This window comes from Nonomuraea sp. NPDC048901, from assembly GCF_040649695.1.
In the GTDB taxonomy this organism is placed as follows: Bacteria; Actinomycetota; Actinomycetes; order Streptosporangiales; family Streptosporangiaceae; genus Nonomuraea.
This window is the reverse complement of the sequence record NZ_JBEZFW010000007.1, coordinates 312,099-329,283: the sequence shown is the minus strand read 5'-3', so window position 1 is coordinate 329,283 and position 17,185 is coordinate 312,099. Positions and strand designations below refer to the sequence as shown.

Sequence of the window (17,185 nt, the reverse complement as noted above, 5' to 3'; positions counted from 1 at the left end):
CGGCGAGGTGCTAACCGCCCAGCCGAGCCGCTTCGGCGCGCAGGCGTTCGCCCTTGGCATGGGCCTGTTCCTTCAGCTCGCCCTGGAACTCCTCCATGCGTTCCCGCAGCTCAGGGTCAGACACCCCCAAGATGCGTACGGCCAGCAGCCCCGCGTTACGCGCCCCGCCCACCGCCACAGTGGCCACCGGCACCCCGGCCGGCATCTGCACGATCGACAGCAGCGAGTCCATCCCGTCCAGGTACTTCAGGGGCACCGGCACCCCGATCACCGGCAGCGGCGTCACCGAGGCCAGCATCCCCGGCAGGTGGGCCGCGCCCCCCGCGCCGGCGATGATGACCTTGACGCCGCGCGCCGCGGCCTGACGGCCGTACTCGATCATCTCCGTCGGCATCCGGTGCGCGGAGACCACGTCGGCCTCGAACGGTACGCCGAACTCCGCCACCGCCTCGGCCGCGGCCTTCATCACCGGCCAGTCGGAGTCACTGCCCATCACAATGCCGATCATCACGCCGCCCTCAACGCCAGAGATCTCACGTGTACTCCCCAGTGGTCAGGTAGACGGCGGCGTGCCTGGCACGAGCGCGTACGGTCTCGAGATCGTCGCCCACAGCGGTCACATGGCCGATCTTGCGACCGGGACGGACCTCTTTGCCGTAGAAGTGCAGTTTGATGCCGGGGTCGTGAGCCATCACGTGCTCGTACCGCTTGAACAGGTCGGGGTCGTCGCCACCGAGCAGGTTGGCCATGACGACGACGGGCGCGCTCATCGACGGCGAGCCGAGCGGCAGGTCGAGCACGGCCCGCAGGTGCTGCTCGAACTGCGAAGTGCGGGAGCCGTCGATCGTCCAGTGGCCGCTGTTGTGCGGCCGCATGGCCAGCTCGTTGACCAGCAGCCCGTCGGCCGTCTGGAACATCTCCACGGCCAGCAGCCCGGTCACGCCCAGCTCGTGCGCGATCTGCAGCGCGATCCGCTGGGCCTCGGCGGCCTCCTCCGAGTCCAGGCCGGGGGCGGGCGCGAGCACCTCGACGCAGATCCCGTCCTGCTGCACGGTCTCCACGACCGGGTAGCTGACGCCCTGTCCGTGGGGCGAGCGGGCGACGAGTACGGCCAGCTCCCGCTCGAACGGCACGAACGCCTCGACCATCATCGGCACACCACTGCTCAGGGCCTCCGTGACCTCCGCGGGGGTCCGGCAGACCCACACCCCGCGCCCGTCGTAGCCGCCCCTGATCGCCTTCAGCACGACCGGCCACCCGTGCTCGGCGGCGAAGGCGGAGACGTCCTCGACGCCCGACACGCGGGCCCAGGCCGGACAGGGCGCGCCGAACGAGGTCAGCCGCTCGCGCATCACGGCCTTGTCCTGGGCGTGCACCAGCGCGTCGGCCCCGGGCCGCACCGCGTACCCCTCGGCGGCCAGCGCCCTGATGTGCTCGGTCGGCACGTGCTCGTGGTCGAACGTGATCGCGTGACAGCCCGTGGCGAACTCGCGCAGGTCGGCCAGCTCGCGGTAGTCGCCGAGTCGCGTGTCGACGATGACCCTGGCGGCGCTCTCGTCAGAGGTGTTGGCCAGCACCCGCAGTTCGACGCCCAGCGCGATGGCGGACTGCTGCGTCATCCTGGCCAGCTGGCCGGCGCCGACCATGCCGACGACCGGCCCGATTGGACTGTTTGCACTCACGCCAGCTGAGCTTACCCAACCTGCTCAGGCGGGGCCGCGCCGCACGCCGACCGTGGTCAGGCCCTCCGCCGCCTTGATGACGCTGGCCAGGACGATGATCTCGGCCTCCTTCTTCAGCGGGTGGGCCAGGGCCGACGCGCCCGCCTTGGGGCGCTGCCGGTAGACGACGCGCAGCGCGTCGAAGGCGAGCATGGTGTCGGCCGACAGGGGGAGCGCCATCGTGGGCTGTTCGGGCAGCTCGACGTCGATGTCGAGCCGGTCCGGCCGTACCCGCCCGGGAAGCGCGGCCAGCTCGTCCCGCAGGCCGCGTACGGGATCCCCGGCCGGGAAGCGCACGCCCGCCACCCCGGCCGGGTCGGTGAGGTAGGTGAGGTGACGCTGCGCCACCACGCGGGCCTGGCTGATCAGCCCCGCGTCGGGGGTGATGGTGGTCGGCGTCTCCGGCGCCGCCCCGCGCGCGGGGATGGGTCCCGCGCCGAGCCGCCAGCGTCCGCCCTCGCGCAGGAACACGAAGTACGCCGGCGACGGCTTGCTCGCCAGGGCGGCGAACCAGTCGCCCTCGCCGGGCAGGAAGAAGCTGGGCTCGCTGTAGAGAGCCGGGCGGCCGTTCCGGGTGCCCTCACAGGCACGACCGCCCAGCGTCCTCTCCACCCACGTGGTCAGCTCCGCGACGGCGGCGCAGTCCCGCCGCTTCCATGCCTGGTCGAGCTGGCCGAGCAGCTGGAACGCCTGTTCGGCCGTCGCCGTGTCGACGCTGTGGGCGGCCGCCGGAGCGGAGGTCGGATCCTCGGGGGGCGCCACCGTGGCGACGCCTGTGGTGCCGCAACCGGCCGCCATGACGGTCAGGCCGGCGAGCAGGACGAGCAGTCGAAGCGGCACGGGTGAACCCCGAGGGTCGTGGCCGTCTGCGACGGCGGTCCGTCTGAGCCCATCGCCGGTACGTACCGGCGATCTGCCACCGCAGCGTAACGCCCCAGATTCGTAATTGTCGGGCATAAGGCGATTTTTGTAAGCGTGTTGATAGGGGTGGGATGTCATCCGCCGTGGCCCACCACCAGCCTGACGGCCGGTACGCTGAAGTGGTCATGACCTGATTTGCGCCACGACCGGGAAGGGCCGAGTAGCAGACGTGAACTTCGCCAAGGGGCTCTACCAGCGGTTCTCGTCTCTCCTGCACGAGCTGACGAAGTTCGGGACCATCGGTGCCATCGCGTTCGTGGTCGACACCGGCCTGTACAACGTGTTCCTGGCGCTCGGCATGGGCCCGCTGACCTCCAAGGTGGCGGCCACGGTCATCTCGGCGACGTTCGCCTACCTGGGCAACCGCTTCTGGACCTTCCGGCATCGCGAGCAGAGCGGCCTGGGCCGCGAATACTTCCTGTTCTTCCTGCTCAACGGCATCGCCCTGCTGTTCGGGTTGCTGACCATCGGGTTCACCAAGTACACCCTGCACCTGCACGACCTGCTCAGCCTCAACATCGCCAACTTCGTCGGCGTCGGCCTCGGCACGCTGTTCCGCTACTGGTCGTACAAGAAGTGGGTGTTCCTGGAGGCCACCGAGCCCATCCCCACGGAGCTGCCCGGGGTCAAGCAGGACCGCTGACCACGCGGGTCCTGTCGTTCTCCTCTGCGTGGCGCAGGAAGATGGCGAACGTCGCCGGACGGCGCCGTACGAGCTCCAGACGACCCCCGTCGGCGGCGGCCAGCGCGCGGGCCAGGGTCAGCCCCAGGCCGGTGCCCCCGGCCCCGCTGACGTTGCGTTCGAAGACCTTGGGAGCGATGTCGTCGGCGATGCCGGGGCCCTCGTCGGAGACCTCGGTCACCACGTAGTTGTCGCCACTGGTCGTGGTGACGGTGACGGTGCCGCCGCCGTGGCGCAGGGAGTTCTCCAGCAGTGAGGCGATGACCTGGCCGAATCCACCGGTGGTGGCCAGCGCCCTGAGCCCGCGTGAGCCTTCGAGCAGCAGCGAGCGGCCCTCGCCGCGGAAGACCGGCTCCCACTCGGTGACCTGCTGGACCAGGACCTCGTCGATGCCGACGGGCTTGGCCTGGGCGTGCCGCTGGCGGCGGGCGGCGGCCAGCAGCTCGTCGATCACGGCGGTGAGCCGCTCGGCCTGCACGATGGCCGCCTCCCCCTCCTCACGGACCACCTCCGGCTCCTCGCTGGCGGCGACGATCTCCTCCAGGCGCATGGTGAGGCCGGTCAATGGGGTGCGGAGCTGGTGGGAGGCGTCGGTGGCGAACTCGCGTTCTCTGGTGAGCAGGTCGGAGATGCGGGTGGCGCTGCGGTCGAGCACCTGAGCCACCCGGTCGAGCTCGGGTATGCCGTAGCGATGTTTGCTGGGCCGGGCGTCCCCGGACCCGAGCCGGTCGGCGATCTTCGCCAGGTCCTGCAAGGGCAGCGTCAAACGGCGTGACTGCACGATGGCGAGGCCCACCGCCACCGCCAGAGCCGCGACGGCCAGGGCCACGATCAGGAGCAGGCGTGCTCGAACATCCTGCTCCACCTGGTCCCGGTCGCGGCTCACCCGGACATAGATCCCGTTCTCGGACTGGGCGTCCGCGGTCATCTCGTGGCCGGGCGGCGGTGGGGTGCCGACGATGGTCGCCTTGGGCTGGGTGGCGCGCTCGTAGATCTGGATGTAGCGGTCGGGGTACTTCTGTTTGAGTTGCTGAGGATCGAGAGGTGTGTCCTGGATGCGGGCGTACTCGACCTCCCCCACCAGGCGCGTCGCCTCCGCCCTGAGCTCCTGGGCCGCCTCGTCGACGATCAGACGGCTGACCACGATGCCCAGGGGGACCCCCAGCAGCAGGACCGCGATGACCGCGACGAGCAGGGTGGATGTGAGCAGGCGTCGGCGCATCTCCTACTCGCGTTCGAAGCGGAAGCCGACTCCTCGGACGGTGGTGATGTAGCGAGGCTTGGCCGCGTCGTCGCCCAGCTTGCGGCGCAGCCAGGAAATGTGCATGTCCAGGGTCTTGGTGGACCCCCACCAGTTGGTGTCCCACACCTCCCGCATGATCTGCTCACGGGTGACGACCTTGCCGGCGTCGCGGACGAGCACGCGCAGCAGGTCGAATTCCTTGGTCGTAAGATGCAGCTCCTTCTCTCCCATCCAGGCTCGGCGGGAGTCGGCGTCGATGCGGACGCCCTGCACCACCGGCGTCTCCGAGGTGCCCCGGCGCAGCAGCGCACGCACTCTGGCGAGCAGCTCGGCGAGCCGGAACGGCTTGGTGACGTAGTCGTCGGCGCCGGCGTCGAGGCCGACGACGGTGTCGACCTCGTCGACGCGGGCGGTGAGTATCAGGACCGGGGTGCCGTGCCCTTCGGCGCGGATCCGGCGCGCGACCTCCAGCCCGTCCATTTCTGGCAGGCCGAGGTCGAGAACGATGAGGTCGATCCCACCCGACAGGGCCCTTTCCAGGGCCTGCGGGCCGTCGGGGCTCACCTCAACCTGATAGCCCTCTCGGCGCAGCGCACGCGCGAGCGGCTCGGAAATCGAGGTGTCATCCTCGGCGAGAAGTACGCAGGTCATAAAGCGATCGTAGGACCTTAGGCGATCGTTTCCCGGTCACAGCGCGCGGTTTGACTCGTCGTTGACCTATCCATTGACCTGGGCAAACACAGATAAATGTCAGTTAGTCCCGCTTAAATTACCGCACTCGTCGAAGACAAAGGCGATTCCCGATCTTGCAGAATCGCAAAACCTTCTGTAGCGCCCGGCGTGTCGCGAAAACGCGCGCGCCCGCCGGGAGTACCGGCGGGCGCGTGGGACGGGCTCGATGGAGATTCACTCATCCGAGGAGGGCGGCTCGGCGTAGCGGGCGAGGTAGAGCTGCTCGCCCAGCGCCCTGATCAGGGACAGCTCGGTCTCCAGGTAGTCGATGTGGAGCTCCTCGTCCGCGAGGATGTCCTCGAAGATCCGCGCGGAGGTCGCGTCGCCCTTCTCCCGCATGAGCTGGATGCCCGGCCGTAGCCGGGACACGACCGACAGCTCCACCTCCAGGTCGGCCCGCAGCTGCTCCTCGACCGTCTGGCCGATGTGCAGGGTGCCTAGGCGCTGGTAGTTGGGCAGGCCCTCAAGGAAAAGGATGCGATCGGTGAGGCGCTCGGCGTGGCGCATCTCATCGATGGATTCGGCTCGGGTGTGCTCGGCGAGTTTGGTGTAGCCCCAGTTCTCCTGCATTTTGGCGTGCAGGAAGTACTGGTTGATCGCGGTCAACTCCGCGGTGAGCTGCTCGTTGAGCAGCTCGATGATCTGGATGTCGCCCTGCATGAACGGGCTCCTCGTGCTATGCGGTTGTGAGTTCCTCAGACCGCTTCAGGATCGCACATATCTTCCTGACACAAGTCGCACAGTCGCCCCCGGCGCCCGTGGTGTCGCGGATCTGCTTGGCACTCCTCGCGCCCGCGGCAATGCAGTCGTGCACCTCGTTCTCGGTCACGGCACGACAGACACACACGTACATGCGGGGAAAAGCCTCTCACGTCGAAGGGGACACCAAAGGTTAGGCACACCTAAGGTAACCCACTTCGGTAAGGCTTGCCTATGTTAGGTACGACACAGATCAGTGACCCCGGGCGATCCACTCCTCCAAGTGCGGCGCCTCGGCCCCGATCGACGTCGAGTCGCCGTGACCGGTGTGCACGACCGTCTCGCCGGGCAGCCCCAGCAGCCGCCGGGCGATCGAGTCGACGATGGTGTCGAACGACGAGTAGGACCGGCCGGTCGCGCCGGGCCCGCCTTTGAACAGCGTGTCGCCGCTGAACAGGACGCCGAGGTCGGGGGCGTACAGGCAGACCGCGCCCGGCGCGTGGCCGGGGGTGTGGAGCACCTCCAGCGCGATCCCGCCGACCTCGACCTTCTCGCCGTCGGCCAGGGGCTCGTACGGCACCTCCTGGCCGTACACCTGGTCCCAGAGGACCTGGTCGGCGGGATGCAGCCGGATCGGCGCCCCGGTCAGCTCGGCGAGCTCCTTCGCGGCGTTGATGTGGTCGTTGTGCGCGTGCGTGCAGACGACGGCCTTGACCGTCCGCTCACCGACGCGGTCGGCGATGGCGCGCGCGTCGTGCGCCGCGTCGATGACGACCACCTCGCGGGCGTCGCCGACCAGCCAAACGTTGTTGTCGACGTCCCACGTGCCGCCGTCGAGCGAGAACGTCCCCGAGGTGATGACCCTGTCGATCATCTAGAGGACCACCACCGAGCGCAGCACCTCGCCGCGGTGCATCTTGGCGAAGGCCTCCTCGACCTCGTCCAGCGCGATGGTCTCCGTCACGAACTTGTCGAGCGGGAGCCGCCCCTGCAGGAACAGGTCGATCAGCATGGGGAAGTCGCGCGAGGGCAGGCAGTCGCCGTACCACGAGGACTTGAGCGAGCCGCCGCGCCCGAACACATCCAGCAGCGGCAGCTCCAGCGCCATCTCGGGCGTCGGCACGCCGACGAGCACGACGGTGCCGGCCAGGTCGCGGGCGTAGAACGCCTGCTTGTACGTCTCGGGCCGGCCGACGGCCTCGATGACCACGTCGGCGCCGAAGCCGCCGGTGAGGTCGCGGATCGCCTCAACCGGGTCGTTCGCCCGCGAGTTGATCGTGTCGGTGGCGCCGAAGCCGCGGGCCCATTCGAGCTTGTTGTCGTCCACGTCGACCGCGATGATCTTCGCGGCGCCGGCGAGCGACGCGCCCAGGACCGCGGCGTCGCCCACGCCGCCGCAGCCGATGACGGCGACCGTGTCACCCCTGGAGACGTTGCCCGTGTTGAGCGCGGCCCCGAGCCCGGCCATGACCCCGCAGCCGAGCAGCCCGGCCACCTCGGCGGGCGCGTCGGCGGAGACCTTGGTGCATTGCCCCGCGGCGACCAGCGTCTTGCCCAGGAACGCGCCGATGCCCAGCGCGGGCGAGAGCTCGGTGCCGTCGGCCAGCGTCATCTTCTGGGCGGCGTTGTGGGTGTTGAAGCAGTACCACGGGCGCCCGCGCAGGCAGGCCCGGCACTGGCCGCACACGGCCCGCCAGTTGAGGATCACGAAGTCGCCGGGCGCGACCCCGGTGACGCCCTCGCCCACCGCCTCGACCACGCCCGCGGCCTCGTGCCCGAGCAGGAACGGGAAGTCGTCGTTGATGCCGCCCTCCCGGTAGTGCAGGTCGGTATGGCACACCCCACAGGCCTTGACGGTCACCACCGCCTCCCCTGGTCCGGGGTCGGGCACGAGCACCGTCTCGACCGATACTTCCTGGCCCTTACCTCGGGCGATGACTCCCTGCACTTCGTACGGCATGGCAGCCATCTTGTGTCAAGGGGATGATCTCCGCAAGGCGTAGGGCTGCACCATCCCGATCCCCCGCGCCGGCCTGCGCCGGATCCTGCGGAGCTCGAAGCCCGTGTCGCCGTCGAGACCCTCGGCCAATTCGGCGTCCACGACGATGGTGCCCGGCCGGGCGATGGCGGTGAGCCGGGCGGCAAGATTTACCGTCGTGCCGAAGACGTCGCCCATCATGGGCAGGACCGGGCCGTAGGCCAGGCCGATGCGCAGGTCGCCCGGCTCCACCAGGTCGAGCGCGATCGCCGCCGCGTCGGCCGGGGTGTGGGCGGTGAACAGGACCTCGTCGCCGAGCGTCTTGACCAGCCGGCCGCCATGCGCGGCCACCACGTCGGAGGCCCGCGCCTCGAACCCCTCGACCAGCGCGGCCAGCTCCCGCTCGTCGAGTTCGCGGGCGCGCCGGGTGAAGGAGACGAGGTCGGCGAAGCCCACGGCGATCGACACGCGGGCGGGGATGTTCTCCTCGTCGAGGTCGGCGACGGACAGCAGCCGGGTGCCCGCGGCGGCCAGTTGGGCCCGCCAGACGTGGATCAGCACCTGCTCGAAGTCGGGCAGCAGTAGCCGGGCCGTGTCGAGCACCCGGCCGAGGTCGTCGTCGGACGGCCGCTCGCCGGGCGGCAGCATCGCGCCGATCATGATCTCGGCCTGCCACTGGGCCAGCCTGGCCGTGGTCTGGCCGAGCGCGCGGGCCATCCGGATGACGGTCGGCTCGTCGAGCAGGCCGTTGCCGAGCATCCTGCTCACCCGCCGCAGCGCGTCTACGTCACCGTCGGAGAAGGCCACCGCGTCGTCGGCGAGCGAGGCGAAGCCCAGCGCCCGCCAGATGCGCTCGGCCAGCGCCGGCGACACGCCGGCCTCGGCCGACACCTCCGCCTTGGTGTGACGGGCGGGCATGCCGACCAGCAGCCGGTCGATCTCCTCAGCGGTGGGCCTGTTCAATGGCCGTCGATATCTCCGTCGGAGGCGTCCTCCAGGAGGCGGAACAGGTCGGTCCTGACGTCCTGGATGTGGGGGATGTCGCGCAGGGCGATCTGCCCCCGGTCACCCGCCGACTCGACGGTGAGCGTGCCGCAGCCGAGGATGCGCTCGAAGAAGGTCTGGTCGGAGCTGACCGTGTTGACCTTGGCCATCGGGATCTCGTCCGTCGACTTGTTGAGCACGCCCATGCTGATCGTGAAGCGGTGGGTGGTGAGCACGTAGCCGGTGTTCTTCCACTGCAGGTACGGCACGAACGACCAGATCGTCAGCAGCAGCACGGCGACGACGCCGACGGCGATCCTGGCGTAGTTGGCGTACTCGAAGCTGCCGGGAATGAGGAAGAGCGCCACGCCCGAGGCGGCGACGATCAGCACGAGCGCGATGAAAGGCACCACGAGCCGCTTCCAGTGCGGGTGGAACGACCTGATGCGTCGCTCACCCTGCGTCAAGTGGTGGTCGGGGAGGGTCATGGGCAAATGGTGTCACCTCCGCGCCCTCGGGGCTACGAGGACGCGCGAACGTGGACGACGTCGCCCGCGCTCAATGTGTGCCGCTGGCCGTTGGCGGTCACCTGGAGGTGTCCGGCCTGGTCGATGCCGGTCGCCTGGCCGGTCAGCACCTGGTCGCCGGGCAGCTCGATCCGAACCTGCCGCCCGATGGTGGCGCTCGACGCCTGGTAGGCGGCGCGCAGGCCGCATGCGTCGGCGTCGCCGCCCGCCTCGGACCAGTCGCGGTAGTGCCGCTCGACCTCCCTGAGCACGGCCCTGAGCAGCGGATCCCGGTCCACGCACGCGGCCTGCTCGATGGCCAGCGAGGTGGCCGTCTCCACGGGGAGCTCCTCGGGCTTGAGCGAGACGTTCAGGCCCATTCCGATGACCACGGCGTCCTCTGCCCGCTCGGCCAGGATCCCGGCCAGCTTGCGCTCGCCGATCAGCAGGTCGTTCGGCCACTTGAGCCGTACGTCCACCTCGGCCAGCCGGCGCACGGCCGAGGCCGCCGCCACGCCGTACAGCAGCGCCAGCCACCCCTGCGCGGCGATGGGCACCCGCGGGCGGAGCAGGACGGACACGGTCAGGCCTGAGCGCGGCGGCGCGATCCAGGTGCGGCCCAGCCTGCCCCGGCCGGCCACCTGCGACTCGGCGACCAGGATCCGGCCCTCCTCGGCGCCCTGTCTCGCGGCCTCGGCGAGATCGGCGTTGGTCGAGCCGGTGCTCTCGACGACGCTCACGCCGGTCCACAGGCCGCCGGGGCGTACGAGGGCGCGGTTGAGCGCCACCTCGGACAGGGGCGGGCGGTCGAGGTCGGAGTAGCGCGAGTCCGGCATTCCTCCATCTTCGCCCAAGCTCGACTGTCCTCTGGCGCCCCACGCGGGTGAAGATGGGGAGATGAGCAGACGTCTGGATCCGCGCAACTGGGCCTCGTGGCGGCCGTTCGGCCTCGGGCTGCGCAAGCCGAACAACTATCTGGAACTGCTGAAGGCGTTTCGATCGGTCAAGGGCAACAGGCGTTACGCCTGGCGGATTCTCCAGCAGGGCACGTGCGACGGGTGCGCGCTGGGCACGCGGGGCATGCGCGACTGGACCATGGACGAGATCCACCTGTGCAACATCCGGCTGCGGCTGCTGCCACTGAACACGATGCCGGCGCTCGACGTCTCGCTGCTGGGCGACGTCTCCGGGCTGGCCGGTAAGAAGAGCGCGGAGCTGCGGGAGCTGGGGCGGCTTCCCTACCCCATGCTTCGGCGGGCGGGAGAGCCGGGCTTTCGGCGGATCTCGTGGGACGAGGCGTTGGGGGTGGCCGCCGGCGGGCTGCGGGACGCGCGCTTCGGCGCCTACCTGACCAGCCGCGGCATGCCGAACGAGAACTACTACGTGGCGCAGAAGGCGGTCCGCGCGCTGGGCACCAACAGCGTGGACAACGCGGCGCGCATCTGCCACTCCCCCTCGACCGTCGCGCTCAAGCAGACGATCGGCGCGGCGGCCACCACCTGCTCCTACACCGACTGGATCGGCTCCGACCTGATCGTCTTCATCGGGTCGAACCCGTCCAACAACCAGCCCGTGGCGATGAAGTACCTCTATCACGCCAAGAAGGCCGGCACCCGTGTGGCCATGGTCAACGCCTACCGCGAGCCCGGCATGGACCGCTACTGGGTGCCGTCGAACGCCGAGTCGGCGGTGTTCGGGACGAAGATCACTGACGAGTTCTTCGGCGTGAACGTGGGCGGCGACATCGGCTTCCTCAACGGCGTGCTCAAGCATTTGATCGAGAACGACTGGGTGGACAAGGCGTTCGTCGACCAGCGGACCTCCGGCTTCGAGGAGGTACGCCAGGCGCTGGCGGAGCAGTCGTGGGAGGCCCTGGAGGCGCTGTCCGGGGCGACCCGCGACGAGATGCTCCGGCTGGCCCGGCTGCTCGGCGAGGCGAAGTCGGCGGTGCTGGTCTGGTCGATGGGCATCACGCAGCACGCCTTCGGCGAGGACAACGTCCGGTCGATCGTGAACCTGGCCCTGGCGCGCGGGTTCCTGGGGCGCGACAACTGCGGGCTGATGCCGATCCGCGGGCACAGTGGGGTGCAGGGCGGGGCCGAGATGGGCGCGTACGCCACCGGCCTGCCGGGCGGCCTGCCGATCACCCCAGAAAACGCCGCAAGATTTACCGATATTTGGGGATTTGAGGTGCCGACGGCGCCGGGTCTGACGGCGACCGACATGATCGACGCGGCCCACTCGGGCGACCTCGACGCGCTCATCTCCTCGGGCGGCAACTTCCTGGAGGTACTGCCCGATCCCGGCTACTGCCGGGAGGCGCTGTCCCGGCTCAAGCTCCGGGTGCACATCGACATCGTGCTGTCCTCGCAGATGCTCGTGCCGTCCGAGGGCGACGTGCTACTGCTGCCCGCCCAGACCCGCTACGAGATGACCGGCGGGGTGACCGAGACGTCCACCGAGCGCCGGATCATCTTCTCGCCCGAGATCGAGGGTCCCCGGATCGGCGAGGCGTGGCCGGAGTGGAAGATCTTCGGCGAACTGGCCGCCCACACGAACCCCGAAATTTCGGCAAAAGTCCGTTTCACCGGGACGCCGCAGATACGTGCGGAGATCGAGCAGGCGGTGCCGTTCTACCAGGGCATTTCCGACCTCAAGGCTTTCGGGGACAACGTCCAGTACGGCGGGCGCCACCTGTTCGCCGACGGCCGTTTCAACACCCCTGACGGGCGCGGCGTGTTCTCCGCCGTCGAGCCGCCCGCGCTGGAGCGCCCCGACGGCACGTTCATGGTGGCCACGCGGCGCGGCAAGCAGTTCAACAGCATGGTCCACGAGCGCCTCGACGGCTTCAACGGCGCGATGCGCGAGGCCGTGCTGATGAGCCCCTATGACGCCGACCGCCTCGGCCTGCCCGACGGCACTCCGGTCGAGCTGCGTTCGGGCGAGCGTACGTACGGGGGCAAAGTCCTCCGCGCGCCCCTGATGCCGGGCAACCTGCAGATCCACTGGCCGGAGGGCAACGTACTCCTCGACGAGACCAGGCGCTCGCCCCAGGCCAGGATCCCCGACTACAACGCGCTCGTCACCGTGCGGCGGCTATGACCGACCGGCTGACCCGCGTGGGTCCCACCACCCGCATCCGCGTCCGCGAACTGTCCGGCTCCACGGTCCGCGACCGGCGCGACGACCTCGCCACCGAGGAGCCGCTGGAGATCCGCCTCACCGCGCTGGACGGGACGCGCAAGACCGTCGCCATCACCATGCGCACCCCCGGCCACGACTTCGAGCTGGCCGCCGGGTTCCTGCACGGCGAGGGCCTGGTCAAGCCCGGCGGCATCGCGGCCATCGCGTACTGCACCGACGAGGACCTCCCGCCGGAGGCCCGCTACAACACGGTCACCGTACGCCTGCACGGCCCTATCCCCGACCTGCCGTCGCTGGACCGCCACTTCCTCACGTCCAGCGCCTGCGGCGTGTGCGGCTCGGCCAGCCTCGACGACCTGCACGACCGCTGCGCGCCGCTCCCCCGCGGCACCCTCGCCCTCACCCCCGAGATCCTGTACGGCCTGCCGGACGCGCTGCGGGCGGGCCAGGGCGTCTTCGGCAAGACGGGGGGCCTGCACGCGGCCGGGCTGTTCCGGCCCGACGGGACGCTGGTGGCGCTCAGGGAGGACGTGGGCCGGCACAACGCGGTGGACAAACTGGTCGGCTGGGCAGCACTCGGCCAGCGGCTCCCCCTGACCGAGCATGTGCTGATGGTAAGCGGCCGGGCCAGCTACGAGATCATGCAGAAGGCGCTGGCCGCGGGCATACCGGCGGTGTGCGCGGTCTCGGCCCCCTCGTCGCTGGCCGTGGACCTGGCCAGGGAGTTCGGCATGACGCTCGTCGGGTTCCTGCGCGGGCAGCGGTGCAACGTGTACGCGGGTCAGGAGCGCGTCCCAGTGGAATGAAGCGTTCCGTTCTGCTATTGTTGGAACAGAACAACTCGTTCCGACAAGGAGCCTGAGATGAGCGTTCACCCCTTCCGCGTCGAGATCCCCCAGGCCGACCTCGACGACCTGCGGACCCGCCTCGCCATGACCCGCTTCACCGACGAGATCGCGGACGCCGACCAGGGTGTGGGCGTGGCGCGGGTCCGCCGCCTGGTCGGCCGCTGGCTCGACGGCTTCGACTGGCGGGCCCAGGAGGCCAGGCTCAACGCCTACCCGCAGTTCACCACGGAGATCGACGGGCAGAACATCCACTTCATCCACGTCCGCTCTGCCAACCCCGACGCCCTCCCCCTGATCCTGACCCACGGCTGGCCGGGCTCGATCGCCGAATACCTCGACGCCATCGAACCTCTGTCGCGGCACTTCCACCTCGTCGTGCCCTCGCTCCCCGGCTACGGCTTCTCCGGCCCGACCACCGAGCTGGGCTGGAACAACCAGCGCATCGCCCGGGCCTGGGCCGAGCTGATGTCCCGCCTGGGCTACGACCGTTATGGCGCGGTGGGCAACGACGCGGGCTCGATGATCTCCCCCGAACTCGGCCGGCTCGCCCCCGAGCACGTCGTCGGCGTCCATGTGACGCAGCTGTTCTCCTTCCCCTCCGGCGACCCGGCCGAGTTCGCGAACCTGAGCGAGGAGGACCAGGCCGGGCTGGCCGTACTCGACTGGTTCTGGAAGGAGAAGGGCGCCTTCAACGTCCTGCAGTCGCAGCAGCCGCAGACGCTCGCCCACGCCATCACCGACTCACCCGCCGGGCTGCTCGGCTGGCTCGCCCAGCTCTTCGACGAGGACCTGGACGACGACTTCGTGCTGACCAACGCGGCGATCCACTGGTTCACCGGCACCGCCGGCTCGGGCCTGCGCCTGTACTGGGAGAACGCCCGCATGGAGACGCCGAAGGAGCCCACGACCGTGCCGACGGCGCTGGCCATGGCGGAGGGCGACTTCAAATCCATCCGCGCCTTCGCCGAGCGCGACCACACCGGCATCGTCTCCTGGAAGACCCTGGAAGCCCCGGCCCACGGCCACTACACGGCCCACACCGCCACAGAAGCCATCACCACCGACATCAAAGCCTTCTTCGACGGCCTTGGCTGACGTCAGCCGGTGTTCTGCAGGCCCGCCGCCACCCCGTTGACCGACAGCAGGAGCAGGGTCGACAGGCGTTCGCGTTCGTGGTCCGACAGGGTGCCGGTGCGCATGGCCGTCAGCGCGCGTAGCTGCAGGTGGGACAGCGCGTCCACGTACGGGTCGCGGAGCTGGACGGCGCGGGAGAGGACCTTGCGGTTCTCCAGGAGGCGGGTGTGGCCGGTGACCTGCAGCACCAGGCTGCGGGTCCGGTCATACTCCTCCATGACCTGGCGGGCGAAGTCGTGGCGGCCGCCGAGTGCCAGGTAGCGTTCGGCGATCGATCTGTCGGTCTTGGCCAGCGACATCTCCGCGTTGTCGAGCAGCGCGTTGAACAGCGGCCACTCGGCGTAGGCCGCCTTCAGCTCGTCGAGTGAGGCGACCGCGGCCAGGCCGGTGCCCAGGCCGTACCAGCCGGGCAGGTTGACCCGGGTCTGGGCCCAGGCGAAGACCCAGGGGATGGCGCGCAGGTCGTCGAGTGAGCGGGGCGCGCCGAGGCCGCGGCGGGCGGGGCGGGAGCCGAGGCGCAGGGAGCCGATCTCCTCCAGCGGGCTGACCAGGGCGAACCACTCCGGGAAGCCGGGGGCTTCGGTGAGCGAGCGGTAGGCCTGCTCCGAGGCCGTGGCCACCTGCTCGGCGAGCGAGCGGAAGCGGTCGGCCGCGGCGGCGGTGCGGGAGCCGACCGAGGGCGAGGAGGCCATCAGCACCGCGTTCGTGACCTGCTCCAGGTGGCGGCGGGCGATGGCGATGTGGCCGTAGCGGGCGAAGATGACCTCGCCCTGCTCGGTGACCTTGAAGCGGCCGGCGACCGAGCCGGGCGCCTGGGCGAGCACCGCGCGGTTGGCGGGGCCGCCGCCACGGCCGAGCGCGCCGCCGCGGCCGTGGAACATGCGCAGCTTCACATCGTGCTTCAGCGCCCAGGCGGTCAGCTGCTCCTGCGCCTCGTACAGGCGCAGCGTCGCGGCGGCCGGGCCGAGCTCCTTGGCCGAGTCGGAGTAGCCGAGCATGATCTCCATGCGCCTGCCGTTGGCGGCCAGCCGCTCGCGCATCGGCGGCAGCTCCAGCATGCCGGACAGCACGTCCGGGGAGTTGGCCAGGTCCTGGCCCGACTCGAACAGCGGCACCACGTCGAGCACGGGCGCGCGCTTGCCTAGCGCGTGCTCGGCCAGCTCGTATACGGCGGCGATGTCGTCGGCGGAGCGGGTGAAGGAGACGACATAGCGGGAGCAGGCCGTGACGCCGAACCGCTCCTGGATCCAGGCGATCACCCGGATCGTGGCCAGCACCTCCTCGGTGCGCTCCGACAGCTCGCCGCCCGCCCTGATCTCCTCCAGCGCGGCCGCGTGCACCTGGGAGTGCTGGCGTACCTCCAGCTCGGCCAGATGGAAGCCGAACGTCTCGACCTGCCAGATGAGCTGCTGCAGTTCCCCGTACGCCTGACGCGCGGCGTGGCCGGAGAGCGAGTCCTGGGCCAGGCGCAGGTCGGCGAGCAGTTCGGCCGGGGCGCGGTAGGCGAGGTCGAGGTCGCGGCGGAGGGTGGCGGCGATGCGGGCGGCCACGAACATCAGCCACTGCCGGTGCGGCTCGCTCGGCGAGCGGGTGGCCATCTCCGAGACCACCTCGGGATGGGCGTCGACGGCCGCGGCCAGGGCCGCCCTGAGCTCCGGCGACGGGGGCGCGAACTGCTCGGCCGCGGTGAGTGTGCGGGCGATGCGCGTGCAGGCCGTCTCGAGGGCGGTCAGCACGTGGTCGGACTGGATCTGGACGGTCTCGCGGGTGACCTTGGCGGTCACGTTGGGGTTGCCGTCGCGGTCGCCGCCGATCCAGCTGCCGTAGCGGATGAAGGGCCTGGCCAGCGGCGGGCGGGTGCCGGTGCCCTCGCCGAGCGCCGCGTCGAGCGAGCGGTAGACCTGCGGCACCATGCGGAACAGCGTCTCGTCGAAGGCGGCCATGGCGGTGCGTACCTCGTCGAGCGGGTCGAGCTTGGTGGAGCGCAGCTGGGCCGTACGCCACAGCAGGTCGATCTCCTCCAGCAGCCGCCGGCGGCTCTCGGCGCGCTCGGAGGCGCCGCGCCCGGCGGCGTTGTACTCGCTCAGCTGGCCGCTGACCCGCTGGATCGCGGTGACGACCGCGCGCCGGCGCGCCTCCGTCGGGTGCGCGGTCAGGACCGGGTGCAGCTCCAGCCCCTCGACCAGCTCGGCGACGCGTTCGTGGCCCAGCTCGTGTACGGCCTGCGCCAGCGACTCCCGCTCCACCCGGTCCTCGGTGTCACGTTCGCGCAGGATGCGGATGCGGTAGTGCTCCTCGGCCAGGTTGGCCAGATGGAAGTAACAGGTGAACGCGCGGGCGATCTGTACGGCCCGGTCGATCTCCCACTGCGCGACCATGGCCGTGATCTCGTCACCGGTGACCTCGCCCCTGCGGGCGGCGATCACGGCCTTGCGCAGGCGTTCGACGTCGGCCAGCAGATCCTCGCCGCCCTGCTCGGCGATCACCTGCCCGAGCAGCTTGCCGAGCAATCGCACGTCCTTGCGCAGCTCATCGGGCATCTCGGTGACCGCGGCACTGCGACGCTCAATCCCCTGGTCAATCATGCTTCAAA

Annotated in this window: 17 protein-coding genes; 4 read left to right on the top strand and 13 right to left on the bottom strand. The window is 70.2% G+C overall.

Features of this window, described 5'->3' with window-relative positions; genetic code table 11:
* Nucleotides 1–10: 10 nt before the first annotated feature.
* Genes purE through AB0C30_RS26110 form a run of 3 tightly spaced genes read right to left on the bottom strand, consistent with a single transcriptional unit; the run spans nucleotide 11 to nucleotide 2,561 of the window.
* Nucleotides 11–508, bottom strand: coding sequence for a 5-(carboxyamino)imidazole ribonucleotide mutase (purE, locus tag AB0C30_RS26120; protein ID WP_357948859.1), 498 nt, complete (start codon nucleotides 506–508; stop codon nucleotides 11–13).
* A 25-nt stretch (nucleotides 509–533) separates the two neighbouring features.
* Nucleotides 534–1,682, bottom strand: a complete 1,149-nt coding sequence (locus AB0C30_RS26115; protein ID WP_357948856.1) for a 5-(carboxyamino)imidazole ribonucleotide synthase — start codon at nucleotides 1,680–1,682, stop codon at nucleotides 534–536.
* 24 nt (nucleotides 1,683–1,706) lie between these two features.
* The gene (locus AB0C30_RS26110) at nucleotides 1,707–2,561 is read right to left on the bottom strand and encodes a hypothetical protein (RefSeq protein ID WP_357948854.1); all 855 of its coding nucleotides are present in this window, start codon (nucleotides 2,559–2,561) and stop codon (nucleotides 1,707–1,709) included.
* Between the two features lie 250 nt (nucleotides 2,562–2,811).
* On the opposite strand from AB0C30_RS26110, the gene AB0C30_RS26105 reads away from it, so the two are divergent.
* Nucleotides 2,812–3,285 carry a GtrA family protein gene (locus AB0C30_RS26105; protein WP_357948851.1) on the top strand — a complete coding sequence of 158 codons (474 nt, stop codon included), beginning with the start codon at nucleotides 2,812–2,814 and terminating at the stop codon, nucleotides 3,283–3,285.
* Here AB0C30_RS26105 and AB0C30_RS26100 read toward each other — a convergent pair.
* The 9 genes from AB0C30_RS26100 to AB0C30_RS26060 form a co-directional block, all read right to left on the bottom strand.
* Nucleotides 3,269–4,546 (bottom strand): ATP-binding protein, encoded by a 1,278-nt coding sequence (locus AB0C30_RS26100; RefSeq protein WP_357948848.1) that lies wholly within the window; start codon nucleotides 4,544–4,546, stop codon nucleotides 3,269–3,271. The genes AB0C30_RS26105 and AB0C30_RS26100 overlap by 17 nt on opposite strands.
* Nucleotides 4,547–4,549: 3 nt before the next feature.
* Nucleotides 4,550–5,218, bottom strand: coding sequence for a response regulator transcription factor (locus tag AB0C30_RS26095; RefSeq protein ID WP_043620820.1), 669 nt, complete (start codon nucleotides 5,216–5,218; stop codon nucleotides 4,550–4,552).
* Nucleotides 5,219–5,473: 255 nt separating this feature from the next.
* On the bottom strand, nucleotides 5,474–5,959 hold the full coding sequence (gene bfr / locus AB0C30_RS26090; RefSeq protein WP_357948845.1) for a bacterioferritin: 486 nt from the start codon (nucleotides 5,957–5,959) through the stop codon (nucleotides 5,474–5,476).
* A 16-nt stretch (nucleotides 5,960–5,975) separates the two neighbouring features.
* Nucleotides 5,976–6,152 (bottom strand): (2Fe-2S)-binding protein, encoded by a 177-nt coding sequence (locus AB0C30_RS26085; RefSeq protein WP_214633455.1) that lies wholly within the window; start codon nucleotides 6,150–6,152, stop codon nucleotides 5,976–5,978.
* A 99-nt stretch (nucleotides 6,153–6,251) separates the two neighbouring features.
* Complete coding sequence (locus tag AB0C30_RS26080) at nucleotides 6,252–6,872, bottom strand: MBL fold metallo-hydrolase (protein WP_357948843.1); 621 nt, start codon at nucleotides 6,870–6,872, stop codon at nucleotides 6,252–6,254.
* A complete protein-coding gene (locus AB0C30_RS26075; protein WP_357948840.1) occupies nucleotides 6,873–7,958 on the bottom strand; it encodes an S-(hydroxymethyl)mycothiol dehydrogenase in 1,086 nt (361 codons plus the stop codon).
* A 15-nt stretch (nucleotides 7,959–7,973) separates the two neighbouring features.
* The gene (locus tag AB0C30_RS26070) at nucleotides 7,974–8,894 is read right to left on the bottom strand and encodes an adenylate/guanylate cyclase domain-containing protein (RefSeq protein ID WP_357949485.1); all 921 of its coding nucleotides are present in this window, start codon (nucleotides 8,892–8,894) and stop codon (nucleotides 7,974–7,976) included.
* Between the two features lie 41 nt (nucleotides 8,895–8,935).
* Nucleotides 8,936–9,448: a PH domain-containing protein gene (locus AB0C30_RS26065; RefSeq protein WP_357948837.1), complete on the bottom strand. Its 513-nt coding sequence runs from the start codon at nucleotides 9,446–9,448 to the stop codon at nucleotides 8,936–8,938.
* 32 nt (nucleotides 9,449–9,480) lie between these two features.
* Nucleotides 9,481–10,302, bottom strand: coding sequence for a biotin--[acetyl-CoA-carboxylase] ligase (locus tag AB0C30_RS26060; protein WP_357948835.1), 822 nt, complete (start codon nucleotides 10,300–10,302; stop codon nucleotides 9,481–9,483).
* 61 nt (nucleotides 10,303–10,363) lie between these two features.
* Here AB0C30_RS26060 and AB0C30_RS26055 point away from each other — a divergent pair, with 61 nt between their 5' ends.
* From AB0C30_RS26055 to AB0C30_RS26045, 3 genes are read left to right on the top strand one after another with little or no spacing between them, the layout of a single operon-like run.
* Nucleotides 10,364–12,568, top strand: coding sequence for an FdhF/YdeP family oxidoreductase (locus tag AB0C30_RS26055; RefSeq protein WP_357948833.1), 2,205 nt, complete (start codon nucleotides 10,364–10,366; stop codon nucleotides 12,566–12,568).
* On the top strand, nucleotides 12,565–13,416 hold the full coding sequence (gene fdhD, locus AB0C30_RS26050) for a formate dehydrogenase accessory sulfurtransferase FdhD (protein ID WP_357948831.1): 852 nt from the start codon (nucleotides 12,565–12,567) through the stop codon (nucleotides 13,414–13,416). Before AB0C30_RS26055 ends, fdhD begins: the two co-directional genes overlap by 4 nt.
* A gap of 57 nt (nucleotides 13,417–13,473) precedes the next feature.
* Nucleotides 13,474–14,553, top strand: coding sequence for an epoxide hydrolase family protein (locus AB0C30_RS26045; protein WP_357948829.1), 1,080 nt, complete (start codon nucleotides 13,474–13,476; stop codon nucleotides 14,551–14,553).
* A 2-nt stretch (nucleotides 14,554–14,555) separates the two neighbouring features.
* Here AB0C30_RS26045 and AB0C30_RS26040 read toward each other — a convergent pair whose 3' ends face one another.
* Nucleotides 14,556–17,177, bottom strand: a complete 2,622-nt coding sequence (locus tag AB0C30_RS26040) for a phosphoenolpyruvate carboxylase (protein WP_357948826.1) — start codon at nucleotides 17,175–17,177, stop codon at nucleotides 14,556–14,558.
* Nucleotides 17,178–17,185: the final 8 nt, after the last annotated feature.